Annotated in this window: 21 protein-coding genes; 13 read left to right on the forward strand and 8 right to left on the reverse strand. The window is 70.7% G+C overall.

Features of this window, described 5'->3' with window-relative positions; translation table 11 throughout:
- Window positions 1–96 precede the first annotated feature (96 nt).
- From ACMGFH_RS02765 to ACMGFH_RS02805, 9 genes are all read left to right on the forward strand, one after another.
- Complete coding sequence (locus tag ACMGFH_RS02765) at window positions 97–927, forward strand: ethylbenzene dehydrogenase-related protein (RefSeq protein ID WP_415381244.1); 831 nt, start codon at window positions 97–99, stop codon at window positions 925–927.
- Complete coding sequence (locus tag ACMGFH_RS02770; protein WP_415381245.1) at window positions 924–1,643, forward strand: molecular chaperone TorD family protein; 720 nt, start codon at window positions 924–926, stop codon at window positions 1,641–1,643. Before ACMGFH_RS02765 ends, ACMGFH_RS02770 begins: the two co-directional genes overlap by 4 nt.
- Window positions 1,640–2,602, forward strand: a complete 963-nt coding sequence (locus ACMGFH_RS02775; RefSeq protein WP_415381246.1) for a hypothetical protein — start codon at window positions 1,640–1,642, stop codon at window positions 2,600–2,602. Before ACMGFH_RS02770 ends, ACMGFH_RS02775 begins: the two co-directional genes overlap by 4 nt.
- Window positions 2,595–3,434 (forward strand): HEAT repeat domain-containing protein, encoded by an 840-nt coding sequence (locus ACMGFH_RS02780; protein WP_415381247.1) that lies wholly within the window; start codon window positions 2,595–2,597, stop codon window positions 3,432–3,434. The genes ACMGFH_RS02775 and ACMGFH_RS02780 overlap by 8 nt, the downstream gene beginning before the upstream one ends.
- A 37-nt stretch (window positions 3,435–3,471) precedes the next feature.
- On the forward strand, window positions 3,472–4,785 hold the full coding sequence (locus ACMGFH_RS02785) for a P-loop NTPase (protein ID WP_415381248.1): 1,314 nt from the start codon (window positions 3,472–3,474) through the stop codon (window positions 4,783–4,785).
- A gap of 94 nt (window positions 4,786–4,879) precedes the next feature.
- Complete coding sequence (locus ACMGFH_RS02790) at window positions 4,880–5,116, forward strand: hypothetical protein (protein ID WP_415381249.1); 237 nt, start codon at window positions 4,880–4,882, stop codon at window positions 5,114–5,116.
- 93 nt (window positions 5,117–5,209) lie between these two features.
- A complete protein-coding gene (gene glp / locus ACMGFH_RS02795; RefSeq protein ID WP_415381250.1) occupies window positions 5,210–6,403 on the forward strand; it encodes a gephyrin-like molybdotransferase Glp in 1,194 nt (397 codons plus the stop codon).
- A gap of 66 nt (window positions 6,404–6,469) precedes the next feature.
- A complete protein-coding gene (locus ACMGFH_RS02800; protein ID WP_415381251.1) occupies window positions 6,470–6,724 on the forward strand; it encodes a hypothetical protein in 255 nt (84 codons plus the stop codon).
- A 205-nt stretch (window positions 6,725–6,929) separates the two neighbouring features.
- Window positions 6,930–7,271: a HalOD1 output domain-containing protein gene (locus ACMGFH_RS02805; RefSeq protein WP_415381252.1), complete on the forward strand. Its 342-nt coding sequence runs from the start codon at window positions 6,930–6,932 to the stop codon at window positions 7,269–7,271.
- A 36-nt stretch (window positions 7,272–7,307) separates the two neighbouring features.
- Here ACMGFH_RS02805 and ACMGFH_RS02810 read toward each other — a convergent pair whose 3' ends face one another.
- Both ACMGFH_RS02810 and ACMGFH_RS02815 read right to left on the reverse strand, forming a co-directional pair.
- Window positions 7,308–8,015, reverse strand: coding sequence for a bacterio-opsin activator domain-containing protein (locus ACMGFH_RS02810; RefSeq protein WP_415381253.1), 708 nt, complete (start codon window positions 8,013–8,015; stop codon window positions 7,308–7,310).
- Window positions 8,016–8,069: 54 nt separating this feature from the next.
- Window positions 8,070–8,906: a molybdopterin synthase gene (locus ACMGFH_RS02815; protein ID WP_415381254.1), complete on the reverse strand. Its 837-nt coding sequence runs from the start codon at window positions 8,904–8,906 to the stop codon at window positions 8,070–8,072.
- A gap of 130 nt (window positions 8,907–9,036) precedes the next feature.
- On the opposite strand from ACMGFH_RS02815, the gene ACMGFH_RS02820 reads away from it, so the two are divergent.
- Both ACMGFH_RS02820 and ACMGFH_RS02825 read left to right on the forward strand, forming a co-directional pair.
- Window positions 9,037–9,669, forward strand: coding sequence for a molybdenum cofactor guanylyltransferase (locus ACMGFH_RS02820; protein WP_415381255.1), 633 nt, complete (start codon window positions 9,037–9,039; stop codon window positions 9,667–9,669).
- Window positions 9,670–9,780: 111 nt separating this feature from the next.
- A complete protein-coding gene (locus ACMGFH_RS02825; protein ID WP_415381256.1) occupies window positions 9,781–10,323 on the forward strand; it encodes a metal-dependent hydrolase in 543 nt (180 codons plus the stop codon).
- Between the two features lie 79 nt (window positions 10,324–10,402).
- On the opposite strand, the gene ACMGFH_RS02830 is transcribed toward ACMGFH_RS02825, so the two are convergent.
- From ACMGFH_RS02830 to ACMGFH_RS02840, 3 genes are read right to left on the reverse strand one after another with little or no spacing between them, the layout of a single operon-like run.
- Window positions 10,403–11,395 carry an ABC transporter permease gene (locus ACMGFH_RS02830; RefSeq protein WP_415381257.1) on the reverse strand — a complete coding sequence of 331 codons (993 nt, stop codon included), beginning with the start codon at window positions 11,393–11,395 and terminating at the stop codon, window positions 10,403–10,405.
- A gap of 58 nt (window positions 11,396–11,453) precedes the next feature.
- Window positions 11,454–12,551, reverse strand: a complete 1,098-nt coding sequence (locus ACMGFH_RS02835; RefSeq protein ID WP_415381258.1) for an ABC transporter permease — start codon at window positions 12,549–12,551, stop codon at window positions 11,454–11,456.
- The gene (locus ACMGFH_RS02840; protein WP_415381259.1) at window positions 12,548–14,317 is read right to left on the reverse strand and encodes an ABC transporter ATP-binding protein; all 1,770 of its coding nucleotides are present in this window, start codon (window positions 14,315–14,317) and stop codon (window positions 12,548–12,550) included. Before ACMGFH_RS02840 ends, ACMGFH_RS02835 begins: the two co-directional genes overlap by 4 nt.
- Window positions 14,318–14,546: 229 nt before the next feature.
- On the opposite strand from ACMGFH_RS02840, the gene ACMGFH_RS02845 reads away from it, so the two are divergent.
- Window positions 14,547–15,668: a BMP family ABC transporter substrate-binding protein gene (locus tag ACMGFH_RS02845; protein ID WP_415381260.1), complete on the forward strand. Its 1,122-nt coding sequence runs from the start codon at window positions 14,547–14,549 to the stop codon at window positions 15,666–15,668.
- 89 nt (window positions 15,669–15,757) lie between these two features.
- Window positions 15,758–16,303, forward strand: a complete 546-nt coding sequence (hpt, locus tag ACMGFH_RS02850; protein WP_415381261.1) for a hypoxanthine/guanine phosphoribosyltransferase — start codon at window positions 15,758–15,760, stop codon at window positions 16,301–16,303.
- A gap of 24 nt (window positions 16,304–16,327) precedes the next feature.
- Here hpt and ACMGFH_RS02855 read toward each other — a convergent pair whose 3' ends face one another.
- The 3 genes from ACMGFH_RS02855 to ACMGFH_RS02865 form a co-directional block, all read right to left on the reverse strand.
- Complete coding sequence (locus tag ACMGFH_RS02855) at window positions 16,328–17,680, reverse strand: YncE family protein (protein WP_415381262.1); 1,353 nt, start codon at window positions 17,678–17,680, stop codon at window positions 16,328–16,330.
- Between the two features lie 104 nt (window positions 17,681–17,784).
- The gene (locus tag ACMGFH_RS02860; RefSeq protein WP_415381263.1) at window positions 17,785–18,768 is read right to left on the reverse strand and encodes a D-2-hydroxyacid dehydrogenase; all 984 of its coding nucleotides are present in this window, start codon (window positions 18,766–18,768) and stop codon (window positions 17,785–17,787) included.
- Window positions 18,769–18,893: 125 nt separating this feature from the next.
- Window positions 18,894–20,186 (reverse strand): family 43 glycosylhydrolase, encoded by a 1,293-nt coding sequence (locus ACMGFH_RS02865; protein WP_415381264.1) that lies wholly within the window; start codon window positions 20,184–20,186, stop codon window positions 18,894–18,896.
- Between the last annotated feature and the right edge of the window lie 99 nt (window positions 20,187–20,285).

A 20,285-nucleotide genomic window follows, 5' to 3' on the forward strand; every position in this document is an offset into this window, starting at 1 on the left:
GTGCTCGTCGGACCGCAGGTCCGACGGTGTTCGATTGATGCGAGCGCAAGCGAGCGAAATCGAGCTCGCCGGAACTCGTTCCGGGGGTGTTCAACGATGACTGAGACCACCGGTTCCGACGGCTCCTGGCTCGCGGTCGCCGCGCTCGTCGTCGTCGCGGTGGCGGTTGCGGCGGTCGTGCCGTCGCTGACGAGCGCGCGGCCGGCCAACGAGGTGCCCGTCGGCGACGTGGGCGCGAACGCGACGAACCCGACGGCGGAGTCGTGGACGAGCGTGCCGAGCGTCGAGATGGCGCTGGCGAGCGCGCCGAGCGGGCTCCCGGAGGCCGGGAACGTGTCCGTGAACCACGCGCGGGTCCGCGCGGCGACGAACGACTCGCACGTCTTCGTCCGGGTCTCGTGGGACGACGCGACGGCCGACCGGAACGTCTCCGGGCCGCGTGCGTTCGCCGACGCGGTCGCCGTCCAGTTCCCCGAGAACGAGAGCGCCCGGCCGCCCATCGCGATGGGCGGGACCGACAACCGCGTCAACGTCTGGTACTGGACCGGCGACGGCCGGACGGAGGAACTGCTCGCGGGCGGCGCGGGCACGACGACGCCGTTCGAGCGGTCGAGCGTCGTCTCCGAGGCGGTCCACGAGAACGGCGAGTGGCACGTCACCTTCGCTCGCGAGGCCGCCGCCGCGGGCAACCGGACCGATCTGTCCGCCGAACAGGACATCGACCTCTCGGTGGCGGTCTGGAACGGCTCGCACCACGAGCGCGCCGGTCGCAAGGCCGTCAGCGAGTGGCACTACCTCGCGATGGGGCCGGGCCCGCAGGGACCGCCCTACGAGACCATCCTCTGGACGGTCGCCGGGCTCGCGATCCTCTTCGCGACCGTCGTGACCATCGAGGGCGTGCGCCGAACGCGGGGTGAGGCGGCGTGAGCGACGCGCCCACGGGGACGCCCCCGTCCCGAGCAGGCGGACCCGCTTCGGACCCGCCGACGGACGCCGACCGCGACGCCGCGGCACGCGGGGCGCTTTACGCGCTCGTCGCCCGCGCGGCGACCGAACCCGACGAGGAGCTGTACGAGGCCCTCGACTCGGGGGGGCTCGACCGCGAGTGCCGGCGCCTGCTCGACCGCACCGCGCTCGACGTGGCGCCGCCGGACCTGACCGTCGACGGCTCCCGCGCGGACGTCTGCGCCCGGTTCAACGATCTCTTCGTGATCGGCCACACGACGGTCGAGGACCGCACCGACGGGACCATCGACGCGGAGGGGCCGACGGTGTCGCTCTACGAGTCGAGCTACCGCCCGGAGGCGTCGTGGAACGACGTGAACCTCGACCTCGCGCGAGCGTACGACTACTTCGGCGTCGAGGTCGACACCGAGCGCCGCGAGAACCACGACCACCTCCGGCTGGAACTGGAGTTCGCCGGCTTCCTCTGCCGGCGCGAGGCGGCCGTCGACCCCGACGCCGCCCGCGCCCGCCTCGACTTCCTCGACCGCCACCTGGCGGTCCTCGCAGAGGGCGTCGCCGAGGCGCTGGCCGACGAACCGGCGACGGGATACTACGGCGAACTCGCCGACTTCTGCCGGCGACTCGTCGCCGCCGACACCGACGACCTGGCCGACCGACTGGAGGGGGAGCGAGCGTGAGCCGCCCGACCGCCGACGAAACCGGGATGCTCAACGCTCGCCGTCGCGCGGCCGGTGACCTGCCCGTCTCGACGGCGGCGCTGCTGGGCGCCGTCGCACTCGTCCCGACCGCGGGCGTACTGGGCCTGCGCGTGCTCCGGAACGCGCCCGTGGCCCTCCCGGACGTGGCGCGGACCGCGACGCCGGCGGTCCAGACGCTGGCAGCGGTCGTCCCGGCGCTCGCGGCCCTCGGCCTGGCAGTCGGGAGCGACCGCCGCGCCGCCCGCGTCGCACTTGCCGCCGTCGGCGTCTTCGGCCTCCTCGGCGCGGTCGACGCCGCCGCCTGGCTCCCGGCGGCTGCCGCCGTGCTGGTCGGCACGACGGCGGCGCTCGCGCTCGACCTCGGCGGGCTGGTCGACCCATTGCGGGCGGATACCGACCCCCGCGACGCCCTCTCCCCGGCGATTCGGCCGGCCTCGCTGGCCGCGCTCGGCGTGCTGGCGCTGGCGTGGTCGCTGATCGCCTCGGCGGGCATCGGAACGACGACGTTCCGTCCCGCGGGCGCGGCGCTGGCGTTCGCGACGCTGGCCGCGCTCCCGCTCGTCCGCGGCCTCGACGGCGCGGTCGAGCTGGGCCTGTGGGCGCTGGCCGCGTTCGCCGTCACCGTCACCGCGGCGAGCGCGCCGTTCGTCGCCGGGGCGGTCGTCCTCGTGGCGTTCGGCGCCGGCTCGGTCCCGTTCGTCCTGCTGGCGCTCGGCATCGGCGGAGCAGTCGCCACCGTGGTCGCGGACGCCCGTCGCGGCGCGCTCGGTCCGGCCGTCGGCGCCGCGCTCCTGCTGGCAGCGGGCGTCCCGGCGACGCTCCCCCGAGCGGTCGCGTTCGGGCTCGGACTGCTCCTCGTCGTTCGCGAGTGGGCGCCCGCGGCACGACCGGTATCGACAGACCGAGCCGAGGCCCGGGGAGGTGTCGCCGATGCGTGACCCCGAGGAAGCGACGGACGGACCGACGGACCCGCGGGTCCACCCCGAGCAGAGCCCGGGATTCGGCGTCGACCACGCCGGCCTCGACGATATCGAGGTGAGCCGCGAGGACGTCGAGATCGGCGAGGCGACACCGCGGGAACTCGCCGCGACCGACATCTCCCGGATCGCCAGCGAGAGCGCCCGCGAGAAGCTCGAACGGCTGGCGACCGGTGACGCCGTCGAGCGCCAGCGGGCGGCGCTCGCCCTCGCCGAGGAGGACCGCGACCCCGCTATCGTCGAGGCGCTCGTCACTGCGGGACTGAACGACGAGAACGCCGACGTGCGCCAGTTCGCTGTCGAAGCGCTGGCGAAACTCGGCGGTGAGCGCGCCGAACAGGCCGCGCTGGAGATTACCGAGGACGGCGACCCCTGGGTCCGCGCCGAGGCGGTCGTCGCCCTCGACCGCCTCGACCGCGAGGAGTTCGCCGACCGCATCGAGGCCGCGCTCGACGACGACCACCACGCAGTTCGCCGGAACGCGCTGGTCTCCGTCTTCAAGCGCCGCGGCGAGGGCGCGCTCGAACCCCTGCTCGACGCCGTGGACGACGAGAGCGAGCGCGTCCGCGAGTGGGCGGTCCACTTGCTGGCGGGCGTCGACGACGACCGCGCTCGCGCGGCGCTCCGGGAGAAAGCGAGCGACGAGTCCGAGCCCAGGATCGTCCGCGGCACCGCGGCGCGGGCGCTGGAGGCCGACCCCGGCCGCTTCCGGCGGCAGTTCACCGGCGCGCTCGACCGCGGTGACACCACCCTCCCCGGCGAGGACCATCTCAATCGCCAGCCCGACCTCTGATCGACCCTCGATTCACCTCTCCGCTGTCCACCCCACAATGTCTGAACACACCGATCCCGACGCGACGCCCGACGACCGAGACGGTATCGACGACCAACCACCCGACGACGCCGAACTGACGGAGGAAGTCGAAGCCGCACTCCGGCAGGTCCGCGACCCCGAGGTCGGCAAGGACGTCTTCGAGGCGGGGCTCGTCTCGGATGTGGCCGTCTCGGAGGGCGCCGTCACGGTCGTCGCGGACCTGTCCGACTTCGACCCGCAGGGCGGCGAACAGGTCACGAACGCGATGCTTCGCGCCGTCTCGGAGGTGCCCGACGTCGACCACGCCCACGTCGAGCAGGCGACGCCTGGCGTGGACGAGGACCGGTCCCCGGGTCTCGCGGACGTGGACCGGGTGATCGCCGTCGCCAGCGCGAAGGGCGGCGTCGGCAAGACGACCGTCGCGACGCACCTCGCCTGCGCGATGGCCGGTGCGGGTCTGGGCGTGGGGCTGTTCGACGCCGACATCCACGGCCCGAACGTCCCCGGGATACTGGAGGTCGACGGACCGGTCTACTCCGACGACGAGGGCAACCCGCTCCCCGTCGAGGCCGGCGACCTGGACGTGATGAGCGTCGGCCTGATGCAGGACGGCGCGCCGCTCGCGTGGCGCGGCGCGATGGCTCACGACGCCCTCTCCGAACTGTTCGAGGACACCGCCTGGGGCGACCTGGATACCCTCGTCGTCGACCTCCCGCCGGGGACCGGCGACGTCGTGCTGACGACGCTCCAGGAGGTCCACCTCGACGGCGTGGTCTTCGTCACGACGCCGTTCCACGCCGCGGTGTCCGACACGGCGCGCTCGCTCGACCTCTTCCGCGACAACGACGTGCCGGTGGTGGGAGTCACCGTCAACATGGCCGGGTTCACCTGCCCCACCTGCGGCGACGAGCACGACCTCTTCGAACACGGCGACCCGTTCGACGGGCTCGACGCCCCGGTCCTGGCCGAACTGGACTTCGACCCGGCCGTGCAGGGGACGCCCCGCCCCGGCGAGTTGCCCGAGCAGATGCAGGAACTGGGCGAGGAGGCACACGACCGCGTCGAGGAGATCTGGGCGCTCGACGTGCCTGACGACGCGCTCGACCTCCGCGGCGTCCCGGCCGACGACCGCCACGGGCGCGTCCGCGAGGCGTTCGACGCAACCGAGCCGGGCGACCCGTTCGTCCTCGTCAGCGACCGCGATCCGACGCCCGTGCGGTCGTTCATCGCGACGCTCTCGACCGGCGTCGACGACCCGTCGGAGGTGTCGCCGTTCGACGTCGAGCGAGCGAATCCCGAGACCTGGGTGCTCAGAACCGTCCGTCCGTAGGTCGGGGGTCGACTTCCCCGGCCTACGTTCGGCTATACAGGATTCATAGCAGCCGTCATGGGGACCCGCCCCGACCCATCACCTGACCATCACGATGTCCGGACGCACGCGGTCGGACGACGACCCGCTCCCCGAGAGTCCCGCCTCGCCGACCGACGGTGAACGGTCGAACCGGCCCGACGCGCCGCGGCTGGAACTCGCGCTCGTCAGGTACGCCGACCGGCCGGACCGGTGTACGATCCACCCGCCGGACGCGACCGGCGTCGACCGCATGTCGACGTGGATCTCGGTCGACCGGAGCCTCGTCGTCGACGCCGACTCGATGCGGTGACCCTCGCGGCGGTCAGCCCTGTCCGACGCGTCGGTCGGGCGCGCCGGACGCGCTTCCCGGTCGCTTTAGTCGGTCGCCGGCGAACGGCCGCTAATGGGACACGAGGGCTTCGCGGAGGTGACGCGCCTCGCGGCGGCGCGCGAGGAACTGCTGTCGGCGGTCGACCTGCCCGGGGACGCCGAATCGGTCGCCGTGGCCGACGCCGACGGGCGGACGCTCGCCGAACCGGTCGCCGCCGAGCGGGACGTGCCGGGCTTCGACCGCGCGGCGATGGACGGCTACGCGGTCGTCGCGACCGACACGCACGACGCCAGCGGCCACTCGCCGGTCGAACTCGACGTCGTCGACAGCGCGGTCGGCCGCCGACAGGCCCGCTACGTCCACACGGGGAGCCCGATGCCCGACGGCGCCGACGCCGTCGTCAAGGTGGAGGAGACCGAGGAGCGCGGCGACCGGATCGAGATGTTCGCGGCGGTCCCGCCCGGCGAGAACGTCGCGCCCGCCGGCGAGGACGTGGAAGCCGGCGACGCGCTGTACGAACCGGGCAGGCGGCTCCGCCCCTCCGATCTCGGCCTGTTGAAAGCCGGCGGGCACCGCTCGGTGGCCGTCCGCCCGCGCCCGCGGGTCAGCGTGATCCCGACGGGCGAGGAACTCGTCGACTTCGACCCCGGGTACGGCGAGACGACCGAGACCAACGGCCTGACCGTCTCGCGACTCGTCGAACGCTGGGGCGGCGAGGCGAACTACCGGGATATCGTGGGCGACGACGAAGACGCGCTCCGCGCGGCGATCGAACGGGACACCGACCACGACATCGTGGTGACGACCGGCGGTTCCTCCGTGGGAGAACGCGACCTGATCGCCGACGTGGTCGCGGATCTGGGCGAGGTGCTGTGCCACGGCGTCGCGCTCAAACCCGGCCATCCCGTCGGCTACGGCGTCGTCGACGGGACGCCCGTGCTGACGCTGCCCGGCTACCCCGTCTCCTGTCTCGTGTGCGCCGTCCAGTTGCTGCGTCCCGCGGTCGCCCGCGCCGGCGGGTTCGAACCGGCGCCGTTTCCCGAGTTCGAGGCGACACTCGACCGCAAGATCGCCGGCGAGGTCGGCGTCCGCTCGTTCGTCAGGGTCCGGAAGACGGGCGAGGGGACCGTCGAACCGGTCCGCGGCGGCGCGGGAGTGCTGTCCTCGGTGGCCGCCGCCGACGGCTGGGTCGTCGTCCCCGAGAGCCTGGAGGGCGTCGCCGCCGGCGAGCCGGTGGTCGTCCAGCGCTGGGAATCGTTCTACTGATCTGCCGAATCACCGGCCTGCGAGCGCGTGCCGAGCGCTGACGGTGATATCACCCGAACACAGAACATGGCGACCCTCACCGAGGACGACGTGGGGAAGACGGTGATCAACCCGGTCGGCGACGAGATCGGGATCGTCGAGGACTACGAGCACGGGACGGCCTACGTCGACACTCACCCCAGCTGGACCGACCGGATCGAGGCCCGACTCGGCTGGAACGACGACCCGGACATCCGAGAGGCGCCGCTCCGAGACGAGTACGTCGAGGAAGTCACCGACGACGAGATACGCCTGCGCCAGGACCTCCAGATCGACCGCTAGCGCGCCGTCGCGACCGCGGAACGAAACCGCTCTCGAGGTGGAATGGAACCGTCCCGGGGGGTAGAAAGGGACCGTTCCGGGGGTAGAACGGAATCGCTCCGGCACGGCGCACAGCCGGTGGTGTTCGGTGACCCTCGAACTGTAGGGATCGACCTTATCGGACGGCTCGCCATAACGCGGGTATCGGATCCGACCCGCTCTCACTATGTACCAGACAGACCCTTCGGACTCGGAGAACACGGACGTCGAGGCCGACGACCACACGACGCGGCGGCACGACCACACGACCCAACGCTACGACGGGGACGACCACACGCTGCTCCGTGCGGTGGTCGAGGCGGTCGCGACGGAGACAGGACGGCGACCGATCGAGTTGGACCCGCTGTACGACGCGCTCGACACCGAGGCGCTGGAGCGGGTCGTGTCCCCGGGCGGCGACGCCACCCCTCCGGCGGGGCGCCTCCGGTTCCGCTACGAGTCCTGCGACGTGACCGTCACCGGCGACGGCCGCGTGATCGCCGCCTACCGCGAGAGCGAGGTCCGCTGACGCGACCGCTCCCGACCGGCGGTTCGCAGTCCGCGTTCACTCCGCTTCCGAAGCGTCGAACATCGCGGCGAACAGCTTCCGTTCGGCAGTGTGAACGTGCTGCGAGAACGTCGCGGAGGTGATGCCCAGTTGCTCGGCGACCTCCTGACCGGTGGTCTCCCTGGGCCACTCGTAGTAGCCCGCCTCGAAGGCCGCCCGGAGGACTTCGCGCTGTCTGTCCGTGAGGCGGGTGTGCAGCGCCTCCCGGAAGGCGGCGTCCGAGAAGATCGGCGTCACGGAGTCGATACGCCGCTTGGCGGCCAGGTCCGCATCCGGGACGGCGTCGAGGAACGCGTTGACTACCTCTGAAGGGTCGTACGGCGGCGGGATCTCGGCCCTGATGCGTCCGCTTCCCTCCACGCTCCGGACTTCGCGCGGGAGCGCGCCGTGTTCGGCGAGCGTCATGGCGGGGCAGTCGCCGACGACTGCGAACTCCACGAGCCCCCCGCGGTCCCACTCGCGGAGAACCCGCGCTTCGAGGGTCTCGTAGTCCCCGGCCAGATCGACGATCCGCTGCGGGTCGGTGCCCGTCACGTTGAAGAACTCCGCGTACTCACCGTCCTGTCGCGGGACCATCTCGGCCAGTTCGAACCTGCACGCCTCGGCCTCCGAGGCACCCACGAACGGGTACTTGGTGTCTCGAACGGTGAACTCCACCTCGAAGACCGACGGGTCGTCGTCCGCCGCCGAAGCAGTGCTGTCCATCCGCTGGATGTACTTGCCGCGCTACAAAAAGCGTCCCGCCAAAACGCGTTGATCTCACCGCTCGGGTCGCTCGTGCGACCAGAAGGCGTCGTCGACGGTGACCTCCTTCTTGAACAGCGGCACCTCGTCTTTCAGCCGGTCGATGCCGTCTTCGACCGTCTCGAAGGCCTCCCCGCGGTGACCCGCGAGGACGACCACGAAGACGATGTCCTCGCCGGCCTCGACGACGCCCGTCCGGTGGTGGAGTCGGACCTCGTACACGCCATCGCGGGCTTCGAGCTCCTCCCGGATGGTCGCCATCCGCTCCTCGGCGACGCCGTCGTACTTCTCGAACGCCAGGTGCTCGGTCGGGTCGTCGTCGGGACCCTCCAGAGCCCGCACGCGCCCGGTGAACGTCGCGATCGCGCCGCTGTAGCGGGCGTCCGGTGCGCGCTTCACTTCGGCGACGAGCGAGGCGAGGCACTCGTACGGTTCGAGGTCGTCGAGGGCCGCGACGACCTCGTCGACGTCGACCGCGTCGGCTTCGGGTGCGGTTGCGACCGTCTCGCCAGCGTGGCCCCGGTCACCGAGGGCGACAGTCGGGATCGCGGCGTCGCTGTACCCCTCGACGAGGGCGTAGTCGTAGTCGGGTGCGAGGTCGTCGAGCGTCTCGTCCAGGGTCCGTTCGGCGCCGCTGGCGAACCAGCCGGCGTCGTCGGTGATCCCGTAGGTGGCCGCGGCACCGGCGGCGCGGTGGCGGGCGGTGTCTTTCCCCTCGGTGTCGACGGTCGGCTCCGTGGTGAGGTGTTTCACCGTCGCGACGCGCGCCTCCGCCGACAGCCGCTCGGCGAGGCGCTCGACCAGCGTCGTCTTGCCCGAGTCCGACGGCCCGGCGATGCCCAGGACCTGCATACTCCGACTCGGGGTTCCTCCCGCTTGTAAATTCCTGATGGCGCGTTCGGGCCGCCGGCCGCGAGGGCGCTGGTCACCGGTCGTCCGCGATGGAACAGTGACATACCGGCCGCCGCCGTATTCGCACTCGATGAGCGAATCGCCACCGGATCGGGTCCGCGGCGTCGTCCTCGCGGGCGGGAGGAGCACCCGCTTCGGCGAGGAGAACAAGGCGCTCGCGACGCTGGACGGGCGACCCGTCGTCGCGCACGTCGTCGAGGCCGTCGCCGACGGGACCGACGGGACGCCGGTCCTCTCGGTCGCGACCGACTCCCAGGCCGAACGGCTGCGCGACGCGCTCGGCGACCGACGCGTCGAGCCCGTCCGAGACGGCGCCGATCGCTCCGGGCCGCTGGCCGGTCTCTCGGCGGCCGCCGACGCGGTCGACGCCCCCTGGCTGTTCGTCTGCGCCTGCGACATGCCGCTGGTCACGCCCGAGAGCGTCGACGCGTTGCGCGCCCGTGTGGCCGCTGGCAAGGGAGACGCCGCACCGGACGCCGTCGTACCGGTGATCGACGGCTACGATCAACCGCTCCACGGACTTTACCGTCGCTCGGCGCTCGGTCCGGCGCTCGAAGGTCTCTCCGTGGACGGCGCGATGATGGCGCTGCTCGACCGGCTGACAGTCGAACGAGTCGCGGCCGCGGCGACCGACGCGCCGCTGGGAGCGGCGACGACGAACGTGAACACGCGGGTCGACCTCGACGCCCTCCGCGACGACTGACGGCTCGCGGGAACCGTCCACCGCGCCGACGCGTTCCGCCGTCTGGCTTCGTGTGCAGGCCCCCGCCCTATCCGTCGCGCTTCCCTATTTCCGACCGACATGGTCGACGTGATGGGACACCTTGCGATGGGGTTGCTATGGGCGCTCCCGGCGTGGTGGCTCCTCTGGGACGAACACGCGAGCGCGCTCTTCGTCGCCCTCGCCGTCCTGATGGCCCCGTTTCCGGACGTCGACAAGTACGTCGCGATGGCGTTTCCGAACGCGGTTCACCACCACGGCGTCACCCACACCGTGGTCTTCATCGCGGCGATAAGCGTCGTCGCCGGTGCGCTGGTCACCGCGGCGTTCACCGACCGGATCGACGGCTGGACGGCCCAGCGCTTCGACGGACGGCGGACGTTCCTGTTCGCGACAGCCGCGTTCGCCGTCGGCGGACTCAGCCACGTCTTCGCCGACATGCTGTCGGCACCGGACATCTCGACGCCTATCGAGCCCCTGTGGCCGTTCGTCGACGGCTCGTGGGGGATCGACGTGCTCTACTACGACAACCCCTGGTGGAACGTCGGCTTCCTGTCGCTGATGGTCGTCGTCCACCTCGTGGTCGCCTACAGCGCGTTCGACGTCCGAGGGTCGTCTCGCACCGGAGAAGCCTGACCCCCGGCCCGTGCCCGTCGATGCCGGTGCAGCCGGAGCCGCTGGAACGGCGCCGGTTTCGCCCAGCTCCGGCGACCGATCAGTCCGTCTCGCGGCTGTACGGTTCCAGCAGCGCGCTGGGCGCGCCCAGCCGCGAGTCGTCGAAGCGGACGACCGTGATCACGAGGACGAGGATGGTCGCGAGGTACGGGTACGTCGCCATGATAGTCGGGTGCATCAGCAGCTCCAGCAGGGGGTTGACGACGCCCGCGAGCGGTGCGCCCGCGTCGAGCGCCATGTCGATCCCCTGCGAGCGCAGCTGGAGCGCGTCGAGCAGCCCGAAGAGGTACGCGCCGACGAGCGCCCGTTCGGGCCGCCACTGCGCGAAGATGACCAGCGCGACGGCGATCCAGCCCCGCCCGGCGACAATGCCGGTCGCCCACAGCTGCGAGAACGCCAGCGAGAGGTGCGCACCGGCCGCGCCGGCGAAGGCACCGCCGAGCAGGACGCAGAGATAGCGCATCTTGAACACGTCGACGCCCATGGTGTCGGCCGTCTCGGGGTCCTCGCCGACGGCGATGACCTCCAGGCCGAGGTTCGTCCGGAAGAGGAACCACCAGACCAGCGGCACCAGCGCGAGCGCGATGAAATCGGGTGCGGTACTACGGAAGAAGGCCTCCCCGACGACGGGGATCTCGACGAGGTACTGGCCGACGAGCGGGAGCGTCATCTGGGGGAACCCGTCGATGGACTTGTCGACCCAGTCCGCGCCGAAGAAGGTGGTGAGCCCGGTCCCCAGCAGCGTCAGCATGATGCCGCTGATGACCTGGCTCGATTTGAGGGTGATACAGAGGAACGCGTGGACGAGCGCGAGCAGCGAACCGAGGGCCATCCCGACGAGGAACCCGAGCCAGTAGTTGCCGGTGACGACCGTCGTCGCAAAGCCGCCGAGCGCGCCGACGAGCATCATCCCCTCGACGCCGAGGTTGAGGACGCCGCCGCGCTCGCTGATGATCTCGCCGAGCGCGGCGAAGATGAACACCGTCGAGGCCCGCACCGCCGCGTCGAGCAGTCCCGCGGCGAAGCCCATCATCAGGCTTCACCTCCCGCGCTCCGCCGGGCCGACTCGACTGTCTCGGCGAGCGATTCGATCATCGGGAATCACCCGCCCCGCCGGCCGGAGCCGGCTCCCGCGTTACCTCCACGTCGACGCTGTAGCGCTTGAAGAACTCCGCGGTGATGAGACAGAGGATGACGAGCGCCTGGATCACGTCCACGAGCGCCGCGGGGACGCCGTAGGACACTTCCAGTTTCGACCCGCCGACGAACAGCAGGGCGAAGAAGGCGGCGGCGAGGAGCACGCGCGCCGCACCGTTGCGCCCGAGCAGCGCGATCGGGATCGCGGTGAAGCCGTAACCCGGCGAGAACTCGGGCCTGAGTCGTTCCTGCACGCCCGAGATCTCGTTGAAGCCGGCGATCCCGGCGAACGCGCCGCCGACGAGGAACACGAACAGGTACACCCGGAACGTGCTCATCCCTGCCTGGGCGGCCGCGAGCGGGTTCGACCCGACGAAGGTGATGTCGAAGCCGACGCGCGTCCGGCCGACGACGATCGCGGTCACCGCGACCGCGAGCAGGCCGACGAGAAAGCCCGCGTGGACGTCGAGGACCGGGATCGCCGGGAACTGCGCGGCGTCGGGCAGGAGTTCGCTCCCGGGGAAGTTCCCGCTGCCGCCCTGCATCGGCCCGCGGACGAGGTAGCTGGCGAACTGCGTCGCGACGAACGTGAGCAGGAGCGTCGTGATGATCTCGTTGACGTCCCACTTCGCCTTCAGGTAGCCGGGGATGCCCGCCCAGAGGCCGCCGGCGACGCCGGCGCCAGCCAGTGCGAGCGGGATCAGCGCGACCATCGGCAGCGAGACGTTCAGCGCGAGCCACGTCCCGACGACCGCGCCGGCGTACAGTTGCCCTTCCGCCCCGACGTTCCACAGGCCCGCGCGCAGCGGGAGGTAGACCGCGAGCCCGGTCAGGACCAGCGGGACCGTCCGCGTCGCGGTCTGGCGGAGCCCGAACGGATCGGTCAGCGTCTCGACGAACATCGTGTTGTACGCGGCGATGGGATCGACGGAGAGGGCGACGAGTGCGACGGCGCTCAACGCGAGCGCGCCGACCACCGTGAACACCGGCGTCCCGTAGGCCAGCCAGGTCGGCACCTCGTCGCGGGCCGACAGCTCGACCGAGAGGTTCACCGGGAATCACCGCCGTCGAGCGCGTTCCCGTCGCCGGGCGGATCGCCCCTGGTCCCCGAACTGCCGCCGTCCGTCATCGCCCGGTCGGTCGCGCTCGCGTCGTCGTCGGGCTCTCCGGCCCCACGGCCGGCGTGGTCCGGGTCGGCCGCGCCGCCGGTCATCCGCATCCCGACGCGCTCGCGGTCGGCATCCTCCGGCGTGGTCTCGTGGACGACCTCGCCCTCGTACAGCACGAGCAGTCGGTCGCTCAGGTCGAACAGCTCGTCTAGGTCCTCGGAGATGAGGACGGTGCCCGTGCCCTCTGCGCGCTGGTCGAGCAGCGCGTCGCGGAGGAACTCGATAGCGCCCACGTCGACGCCGCGGGTCGGCTGGTGGGCGACGAGCAGGTCCGGGTCACGGGCGAGTTCCCGGCCGAGGATGAGCTTCTGGAGGTTTCCGCCGGAGAGGTCGCCCGCGGCCACCTCGCCCACGTCGTGGACGCCGCGGACGTCGAACTCGTCGACGACCTCCTGAGCGTAGCTGCGCAGTTCGTCGTAGTCCAGGAAGGGCCCGTCGTCGAAGCGCTCGCCGCGGAACTGCTTCAGCGCGGCGTTGTGCATCACCGACAGCTCCGGCGCGCAGCCGTACTCGTGGCGGTCCTCGGGGACGTACGAGACGCCGCTGTCGACGAACGTCCGCGTCGACGCACCGGTCAGGTCCGTCCCGTCGACCGCCACGGTCCCAGCGGTCGGCGACCGGACGCCGGCGAGCGTCTCCGCGAGTTCGCGCTGTCCGTTGCCGCTCACGCCCGCGATGCCGACGATCTCGCCCGCGCGAACGGAGAGGTCGATGCCCGAGAGGGCCTCGATCCCGCGGTCGTCGTCGGCGCGCAGGCCGCTCGCGTCGAGGACCGGCGCGCCGGTGTCGACCGGCTCGCGGTCGAGCGAGAACAGGACCTCGCGGCCGACCATCATCCGCGCGAGGTCCGACTGGTCGACGTCGCTGGTCGCGACGGTCCCGACGTTCTTCCCCTCTCTGAGGACCGTCACCCGGTCGGTGATCGCCGTCGCCTCCGAGAGCTTGTGCGTGATGAAGACGATGGCGATGCCTTCGTCGGCCAGCGCGCGGAGCGTCTCGAACAGGCGCTCGGCCTCCGTCGGCGTGAGGACGGCGGTCGGCTCGTCGAGGACGAGCAGATCCACGTCCCGATACAGCGCCTTCAGGATCTCGACGCGCTGGCGCTGGCCCACGTCGAGTTCGTGGACGGGCGCCCGTACGTCGACGTCGAAGCCGTACTCGTCGGCCAGCGCGTCGATCTCGTCGGCGGAGGCGTCGAGCCCGATCGAGAATCGCTCGGCGAGGGCGCGAGCGACTCGGTTCGTCCTGATGGACTCGGGCAGCCAGCCGCTGTCATCAGTGGCACCCTCCCCCTCGCTCGCGCGGTCACGGAACGGGCCGGCGGGTTCGCGCTCGCCGAGGACGACGTTCTCGGCGACGGTGAGCCGCGGGATGAGCTTGAAGTGCTGGTGGACCATTCCGATGCCGCAGTCGATAGCGTCCTGTGGCGAATCGAGATCGAGCCGGCGGTCACCGAGGTGGACGGTTCCACCGTCGGCGTCGTAGAGCCCGTAGAGTATCTTCATCAGGGTGCTCTTGCCGGCGCCGTTCTCGCCGAGGAGCCCGTGAATCTCGCCGCGGCGGACTGAGAAGTCGATGTCGTCGTTCGCGACGACCCCCGGGAACTCCTTGCGGACGTCCGACATCCGGAGGAACGCGTCCTCGGCCATTACGATCCGGCACGGCTTCGAGCGTCCTTGAAGATACCGTTTGGCCCGCGCCCCGGTTCGCGCTCACACGGCGCGTAGACCGCCGCTGGCGCCCGGTCCTAGAGGGCCTCTGTAGTCCTAATACCGCTATCCAGCCCGCTATAGGCAACCTTATCAATTGCCGCATATCCGTACCAGACGAGGAGCGATCGACCGGGGTGGATCCCGGATCACAGCCACCGACACAACAATGTCGACAGACATCACACGACGACGGGCGATCAAGGCACTGGGACTCGCGGGCGCGGCCGGACTGGCCGGCTGTACGGGAACGGGCGACCCCGAGACGGACACGGGCGGCGGCGACGGAACGGGGACGAGCGGCGACGGCGGATCGGGCGGGAGCGACACCGTCAGGGCCGCGTTCGTCTACAACTCGGCGGTCGGCGACCAGGGCTGGTCGTGGGCCCACGAGCAGGGCCGCAAGGCCGTCGCCGAGGAGTACGACTGGCTGGAGTCCGACTACTCCGAGGACGTCAAGCCGGCCGACGCCAAACCCGTCTTCCAGCAGTACGTCCAGGACGGCTACGACATCGTGTTCGGCAACACCTTCGGCTACATGGACACGATGGTCTCGGTGGCCGAGGACAACCCCGACACCCTCTTCGAGCACTGCTCGGGCTACGAGACCCGGGAGAACATGGGCCGGTACTTCGGGCGGATGTACCAGGCGCGCTACATGGCCGGCGTCGCCGCCGGCATGCTGACCGAAGCGAACACGCTCGGGTACGTCGCGGCGCTGCCCATCGCGGAGGTCGTCCGCGGCATCAACGCCTTCACGCTGGGCGCGCGGTCGGTCAACGAGGACGTCACGACGAAGGTCCGCTGGACGAACACGTGGTACGACCCGCCCAAGGAGAAGGAGGCGGCCAACGCGCTCATCGACCAGGGCGTCGACGTGATGGCCCAGCACCAGGACTCCGCGGCGGCCGTCCAGGCCGCGGCCGAGGCCGGCATCTGGGCGACCGGCTACGACGCCCCGATGAACGAACAGGGCGGCGACAGCTACGTCACCTCCCCCATCTGGCACTGGGAGCAGTTCTACGGCCCCACGCTCGAAGCCGTCCACGACGGCTCCTGGGAACCCGACTTCTACTTCGAGGGGCTCAACGACGGCATCGTCGGCCTCTCCGACTGGGGGCCCGAGGTGCCCGACGACGTGAAATCGGCCGTCGAAGACACCCGCTCGGCCATCGAGAGCGGCGACACCGACGTGTGGGCCGACAGCGAGTTCGCCGACGCCGACGACGCGACGCTGTTCCAGGACATGGGCAGCTACGTCGAGGGCGTCGAGGGCACGGTCCCCGAGTAATCGCGGCCGATCGCTTCGATCCCGCCGGGGCGGGGACGCCCCCGGCCGGCAAACAGGAGTTTTTTTGCGACCCTCGGCAACCGGACGGCATGGAACGGCTCCGCGCGTCCCTGCACGAGGCGCCTATCATCGACAAGGACGGCTACGAGTACCTCGTCCACCCCATCAGCAACGGCGTACCGATGCTCGACCCCGCGCTCCTGCGCGAGGTCGTCGTCGGCATCGTCCGCAACGCCGACCTCGACGTCGACAAGATCGTCGCGCCCGAAGCGATGGGCATCCACGTCGCGACCGCGCTCTCCCTGCAGACCGACATCCCGCTCGTCGTCATCCGCAAGCGCGAGTACGGCCTCCCCGACGAGGTCGCCCTGCAGAAGTCGACCGGATACTCCTCCTCGGAGATGTACATCAACGACATCGAGGACGGCGACCGCGTGCTCATCGTCGACGACCTGCTCTCGACCGGCGGGACGCTCGCCGCGATCACGCAGGCGCTCGACGACATCGGCGCCGAGGTCGCGGACATCGTCGTCGTCCTCCGCAAGGTCGGCGAGAGCGCGCTCGACGAGACCGACTACGAGGCGACGAGCCTCCTCGACATCACCGTCGAGGACGGCGAAGTGACCGTCCACTGACGGCCCGACGCAGATCCGATCCCGCTACAACTGGTGGCCACAGGCGCAGTTGCCGATGCAGTACGTCGTGTCGGCCTCACCCACGTCCAGCCCGACGGCGGCCATCGCGGCGAGCAGGCTCGCCGTCTCGTCGGGCTCCGGCCGGACCTGCGCGGCCGTCGCACCGTAGGGCGCGGCCCCGACCGAAATCCGCTCGACGATCTCGCGCGACTCGTGGTCGATCACCGCGACCTCGTCGTTCGTCTGGACCGGCACGTAGAGTTTCTCGTGGCCGGGCCCCCACGTCCCGACGAACGCCGCGCCGCCGAGGTCGATGCGGTCGACGACCTCCCGATCCTCGACGTCGACGACCGACACGTCGTTCGTTCCGGGCGTGAAAACGTATCCCGTCCGTGAGTCCGGACCGATCTCGCTGGTGAGCGCGCCCTCGCCGAGTCCGTCGTCGGGCGTCAGTTGCGCGAGTAACTCGGGACTCGCGGGGTCGCTCGTGTCCCAGACGCTCTCGGTCCCCGTCTGGTGTTCGATCAGGAGTCGGTCGCCGCTGGGTGCGATAGTCCCCATCCACGGCTTCGACGCGCCGCTCGCGGCTTCCGTGCCGTCCGCGTCTACCCCCTCGCCGACCGGCGGCACGTCGATCTGCCGCTCGATCCCGAAGTTCTCGACGTCGAGGACTGTCAGCGTGTCGCCGAAGAGGTCGGGCACGAACGCGAACTCGCCGTCGGGGTGGATCGTCACGTCGCACGGCCCGGGTCCGTCGTTGTCGCCCCGTCCTCCCTCGTCGGTTCGGTCGATTTCGGCGGTGATCTCCCCGAACGTGTCCGAGTCGCGGTCGGCGTCGATCCGGTAGTTGGTGTGGGCCGGTTCGCGCGCGCTGACGACGACCGACTCGCCGTCCGGCGTCAGTTCCTGCCAGTTCGACCCCGACCCGGTGTCGACGTGCGCGACCTCCGACAGCGATCCCGCCGCGAGTGCCCGGACGCCCCGATTCACGTTCAGCCAGAGCGGGTCCGCGGCGTCGGTCGTCAGTCCGGGCGCGTACTGGTTCGACGGGAACGACGCCGAGAGTCCGACGTGCTGCGTGTCGACGACTTCGTCGTCCTCCGGGTCGACGATGCTCACCGTCGCGTCCTCGGTGTTGAACACGAAGACCGTCGCTTCGCCGCTTTCCCGGGTTCCGCGGCCGTCGCCGGTCGCCGTCTCCCCCGTCCTGCCGGTCGATTCGCTCGAACACCCGGCCGCGAGCGCCGCGCCGGCCGTCGCTGACCCCGCGAGCAGCCCGCGGCGAGAGACGCCGCTCTCGCCGCTCGCACCGGCGCCGTCTCCGTCGGTGGCCCCGTCGCGGTTCGGGTAGAGCCGGTCCGCGTCGCCGTCGGTCATACTGGCGCCACGGGCCGTCGGCGAAAATACCTGCTGGTGGCGTGCGTGAGTGGCGCCGAAGCGGTCTGCGCTCCCCGGCCCGAGTCGACCCTGGCGAAGTCCCGTCAGTCGTCGGCGGGACTGACGACCTGATTCTCCAGGCCGTCGTATCGGCCGCTGTCGTCGATGCGTTCGAGATTCGATTGGAGGATCTCGGCGAGCCGCGTCCAGTACTCGGGCGTCGCGCCGGAGTTGTGCGGCGTGATGCGGACGTTGTCGAACTCCCAGAGCGGGTGGTCCGCCGGGAGCGGTTCGGGGTCCGTCACGTCCAGTCCGGCCCCGGCGAGCTTGTTCCCCCTGATAGCCGAGACCAGCGCGTCGGTGTCGACGATGGGGCCCCGGCCCACGTTGATCAGGACGGCCTCGGTCGGCATCGCCGCCAGCTCCGTCTCCGCGATGAGGCCCCGCGTCTCGTCTGTCAACGGCGCCGCGACGACGACGTACTCCGACCGGGTGAGCGCGCCCTGGAACGTTTCCTCGTCGGTGAACCCCACGACGTCGTCGGTCGGGCCGCCTTTGTCGGGAGAGTACCGGGCGCCGATGGTCTCCACGCCGAAGCCGTCGAGACGCTCGACGACCGCCTGGCCGATGGCGCCCATCCCGACGACCGTCACGGTGGAACCCTGAAGTTCGCCGCCCCGGAAGTGCTGCCAGAGGTTCTCCTGTTCGCGACGCCACCCCTCGTCGAGCCGGCGGGCGAAGGCGAGCATCCATCCGATCACGTGTTCGGCGATGTTCGGTCCGTGGACGCCCGAGGCGTTCGTGACCGCGACGCCGCGCTCGCGGAAGGCGTCGAGGGGGAGGTGCCCCACGCCGGCCGACCCGCAGGCGAACAGGCGCAGCTCGTCGGCGCGCGCAAGCAACTCCTCGTCCATGTGGAGTCCGGTGACGATCCGCGCCTGTCCGACCGTCGCGCGCGTTTCCCCCTCGGTCAGCGGGAGTTTCACGTGGTAGTCCGGCAGGCGTCTGCGGAGTTCCTCCGCGTACTCGCTCGCCGGAATCCCGTGTGCGGGCTGATTCAACACGACGATCCGCTCTTGTCCGGCCATGGTCCGTTGTCGAACGTGACGGGAATAAACGTTCTCGACGTATCAGTCGCTTCCCCCGGTCCTCGGGCGCATTTGGTCAGACCGTCCCCCGACTCCGCGTTCTCCCCGGATCGAAGGCTCGGCCGTCAGTCCGAACTGTCGCCGTTCGCGTCGCGGTCGCGACCGTGGCCGAGCGCGCCGACCGCCGCCGTACCCAGTGCCGCCACTCCGCCGAACACCGACATCCCGTCGCCCGTGCCGGACGTAGTCGTCGTTTGCGTCGCCGTCGGCGTCTCCGTGGGGTCTGCAGTCGCAGTCCCCGTCGCCGTCGCGGTGCCCTCCGAGACGCTACTCTCGAACGCGTCGCTCTCGCAGTCGAATTCGCCGCTCCCGGGCACGGGACTGCTCGCGCTCGGGTAGCCGTTGCAGGCCACCACGGGCCAGTCGTCGTCGTCCCACTGGATACGGTCGACCATCATCGTCCGCACCTCCCGCTCGGCCGTCGCCTCGACGTGGTAGAACATCCACCAGTCACCGTTCTCGTCCTGATAGGCGGTGTTGTGACCCGGTCCGGTGAACCGGTCCGTCGCCGAGAGGACGGCGACGCCGCTGTTGTGTTCGTTCAACTCACGCAGGTCGGTCCCGTTCTGGTTGTAGTACGGGCCGGTGAACGACTCCGACCGACCGACCTCGACCTCGTAGGTGCTGTCGTAGCCGTCGCAGCAGTGACCGGTCGAGTAGAACAGGTAGTAGTAGTCGTTCTCCTCGATTACCATCCCGCCCTCGCGCATATCGCCCGCGAGGTGAAAGTCGGTTTCCTCGACGTAGTCGTCGGCGCCCTCGGTGAGTTCGACGCCGTGGATGCCGTACCAGCTCCCCCACACCATGTAGGGCGTGCCGTCGACGACCCGGAACTCCCCGTCGATGCAGTTGGTCATCCCGAGGTCCTCGGCCCGGAACACCGGCCCCTGATCTTCGAAGGGGCCGTCCGGGGAGTCCGCCGTCGCCAGGCCGATGCCGGGGTTGTCCTGGCTGCCCCACGTCGAGTAGGAGTAGTAGAGGTGGTACCGCCCGTCGTAGTAGTTGATATCCGGCGCCCACACGCCGGCGTCCTCCTCGTCGCGCCAGTCGGGGTACTCCTCCAGTGCCGGCGCGATGTACTCCCAGTTGGCGAGGTCTTCGGACCGCGCGATCGGGACGATGTCCTTCGGCGTCTCGGTCCCGTAGGCGTAGTAGGCGTCGCCGTCGTCGCTCTGGTCCTGGATGACCGTCACGTCGCCGAACCCGATCGGCCCGACGGGGTTGTGGTAGTGCTCGCCGCTCTCGTCGGCCGCCGCCGCACCGCTGGTCGCGACCGTCCCCGTCGCGGCCACCGCTCCCGCCCCGATCGTTTTCAGCACGCTTCGCCGGTCCACGCCACCGCTATCGCGTTCCACCACGGTAGCACCCCTTTTTCGAACTGTCGTGCAAAACTGTTGTTATCTGAAACGAGTTCGATCGCGACCGGCGCTCGGACCGCGAGGGGACTGTCAAGCGAT

Source organism: Halosimplex rarum, from assembly GCF_047715405.1.
GTDB classification, from domain to species: domain Archaea; phylum Halobacteriota; class Halobacteria; order Halobacteriales; family Haloarculaceae; genus Halosimplex; species Halosimplex rarum.

Bases quoted from the DNA above. Each gene is read 5' to 3' on its own strand.
- ACMGFH_RS02765 (WP_415381244.1), top strand. From the start codon at position 97: ATGACTGAGACCACCGGTTCCGACGGCTCCTGGCTCGCGGTCGCCGCG.
- ACMGFH_RS02780 (WP_415381247.1), top strand. From the start codon at position 2,595: ATGCGTGACCCCGAGGAAGCGACGGACGGACCGACGGACCCGCGGGTC.
- ACMGFH_RS02785 (WP_415381248.1), top strand. From the start codon at position 3,472: ATGTCTGAACACACCGATCCCGACGCGACGCCCGACGACCGAGACGGT.
- ACMGFH_RS02790 (WP_415381249.1), top strand. From the start codon at position 4,880: ATGTCCGGACGCACGCGGTCGGACGACGACCCGCTCCCCGAGAGTCCC.
- glp (WP_415381250.1), top strand. From the start codon at position 5,210: ATGGGACACGAGGGCTTCGCGGAGGTGACGCGCCTCGCGGCGGCGCGC.
- ACMGFH_RS02800 (WP_415381251.1), top strand. From the start codon at position 6,470: ATGGCGACCCTCACCGAGGACGACGTGGGGAAGACGGTGATCAACCCG.
- ACMGFH_RS02805 (WP_415381252.1), top strand. From the start codon at position 6,930: ATGTACCAGACAGACCCTTCGGACTCGGAGAACACGGACGTCGAGGCC.
- ACMGFH_RS02810 (WP_415381253.1), bottom strand. From the start codon at position 8,015: ATGGACAGCACTGCTTCGGCGGCGGACGACGACCCGTCGGTCTTCGAG.
- ACMGFH_RS02815 (WP_415381254.1), bottom strand. From the start codon at position 8,906: ATGCAGGTCCTGGGCATCGCCGGGCCGTCGGACTCGGGCAAGACGACG.
- ACMGFH_RS02820 (WP_415381255.1), top strand. From the start codon at position 9,037: ATGAGCGAATCGCCACCGGATCGGGTCCGCGGCGTCGTCCTCGCGGGC.
- ACMGFH_RS02825 (WP_415381256.1), top strand. From the start codon at position 9,781: ATGGGACACCTTGCGATGGGGTTGCTATGGGCGCTCCCGGCGTGGTGG.
- ACMGFH_RS02830 (WP_415381257.1), bottom strand. From the start codon at position 11,395: ATGATGGGCTTCGCCGCGGGACTGCTCGACGCGGCGGTGCGGGCCTCG.
- ACMGFH_RS02840 (WP_415381259.1), bottom strand. From the start codon at position 14,317: ATGGCCGAGGACGCGTTCCTCCGGATGTCGGACGTCCGCAAGGAGTTC.
- ACMGFH_RS02845 (WP_415381260.1), top strand. From the start codon at position 14,547: ATGTCGACAGACATCACACGACGACGGGCGATCAAGGCACTGGGACTC.
- hpt (WP_415381261.1), top strand. From the start codon at position 15,758: ATGGAACGGCTCCGCGCGTCCCTGCACGAGGCGCCTATCATCGACAAG.
- ACMGFH_RS02855 (WP_415381262.1), bottom strand. From the start codon at position 17,680: ATGACCGACGGCGACGCGGACCGGCTCTACCCGAACCGCGACGGGGCC.
- ACMGFH_RS02860 (WP_415381263.1), bottom strand. From the start codon at position 18,768: ATGGCCGGACAAGAGCGGATCGTCGTGTTGAATCAGCCCGCACACGGG.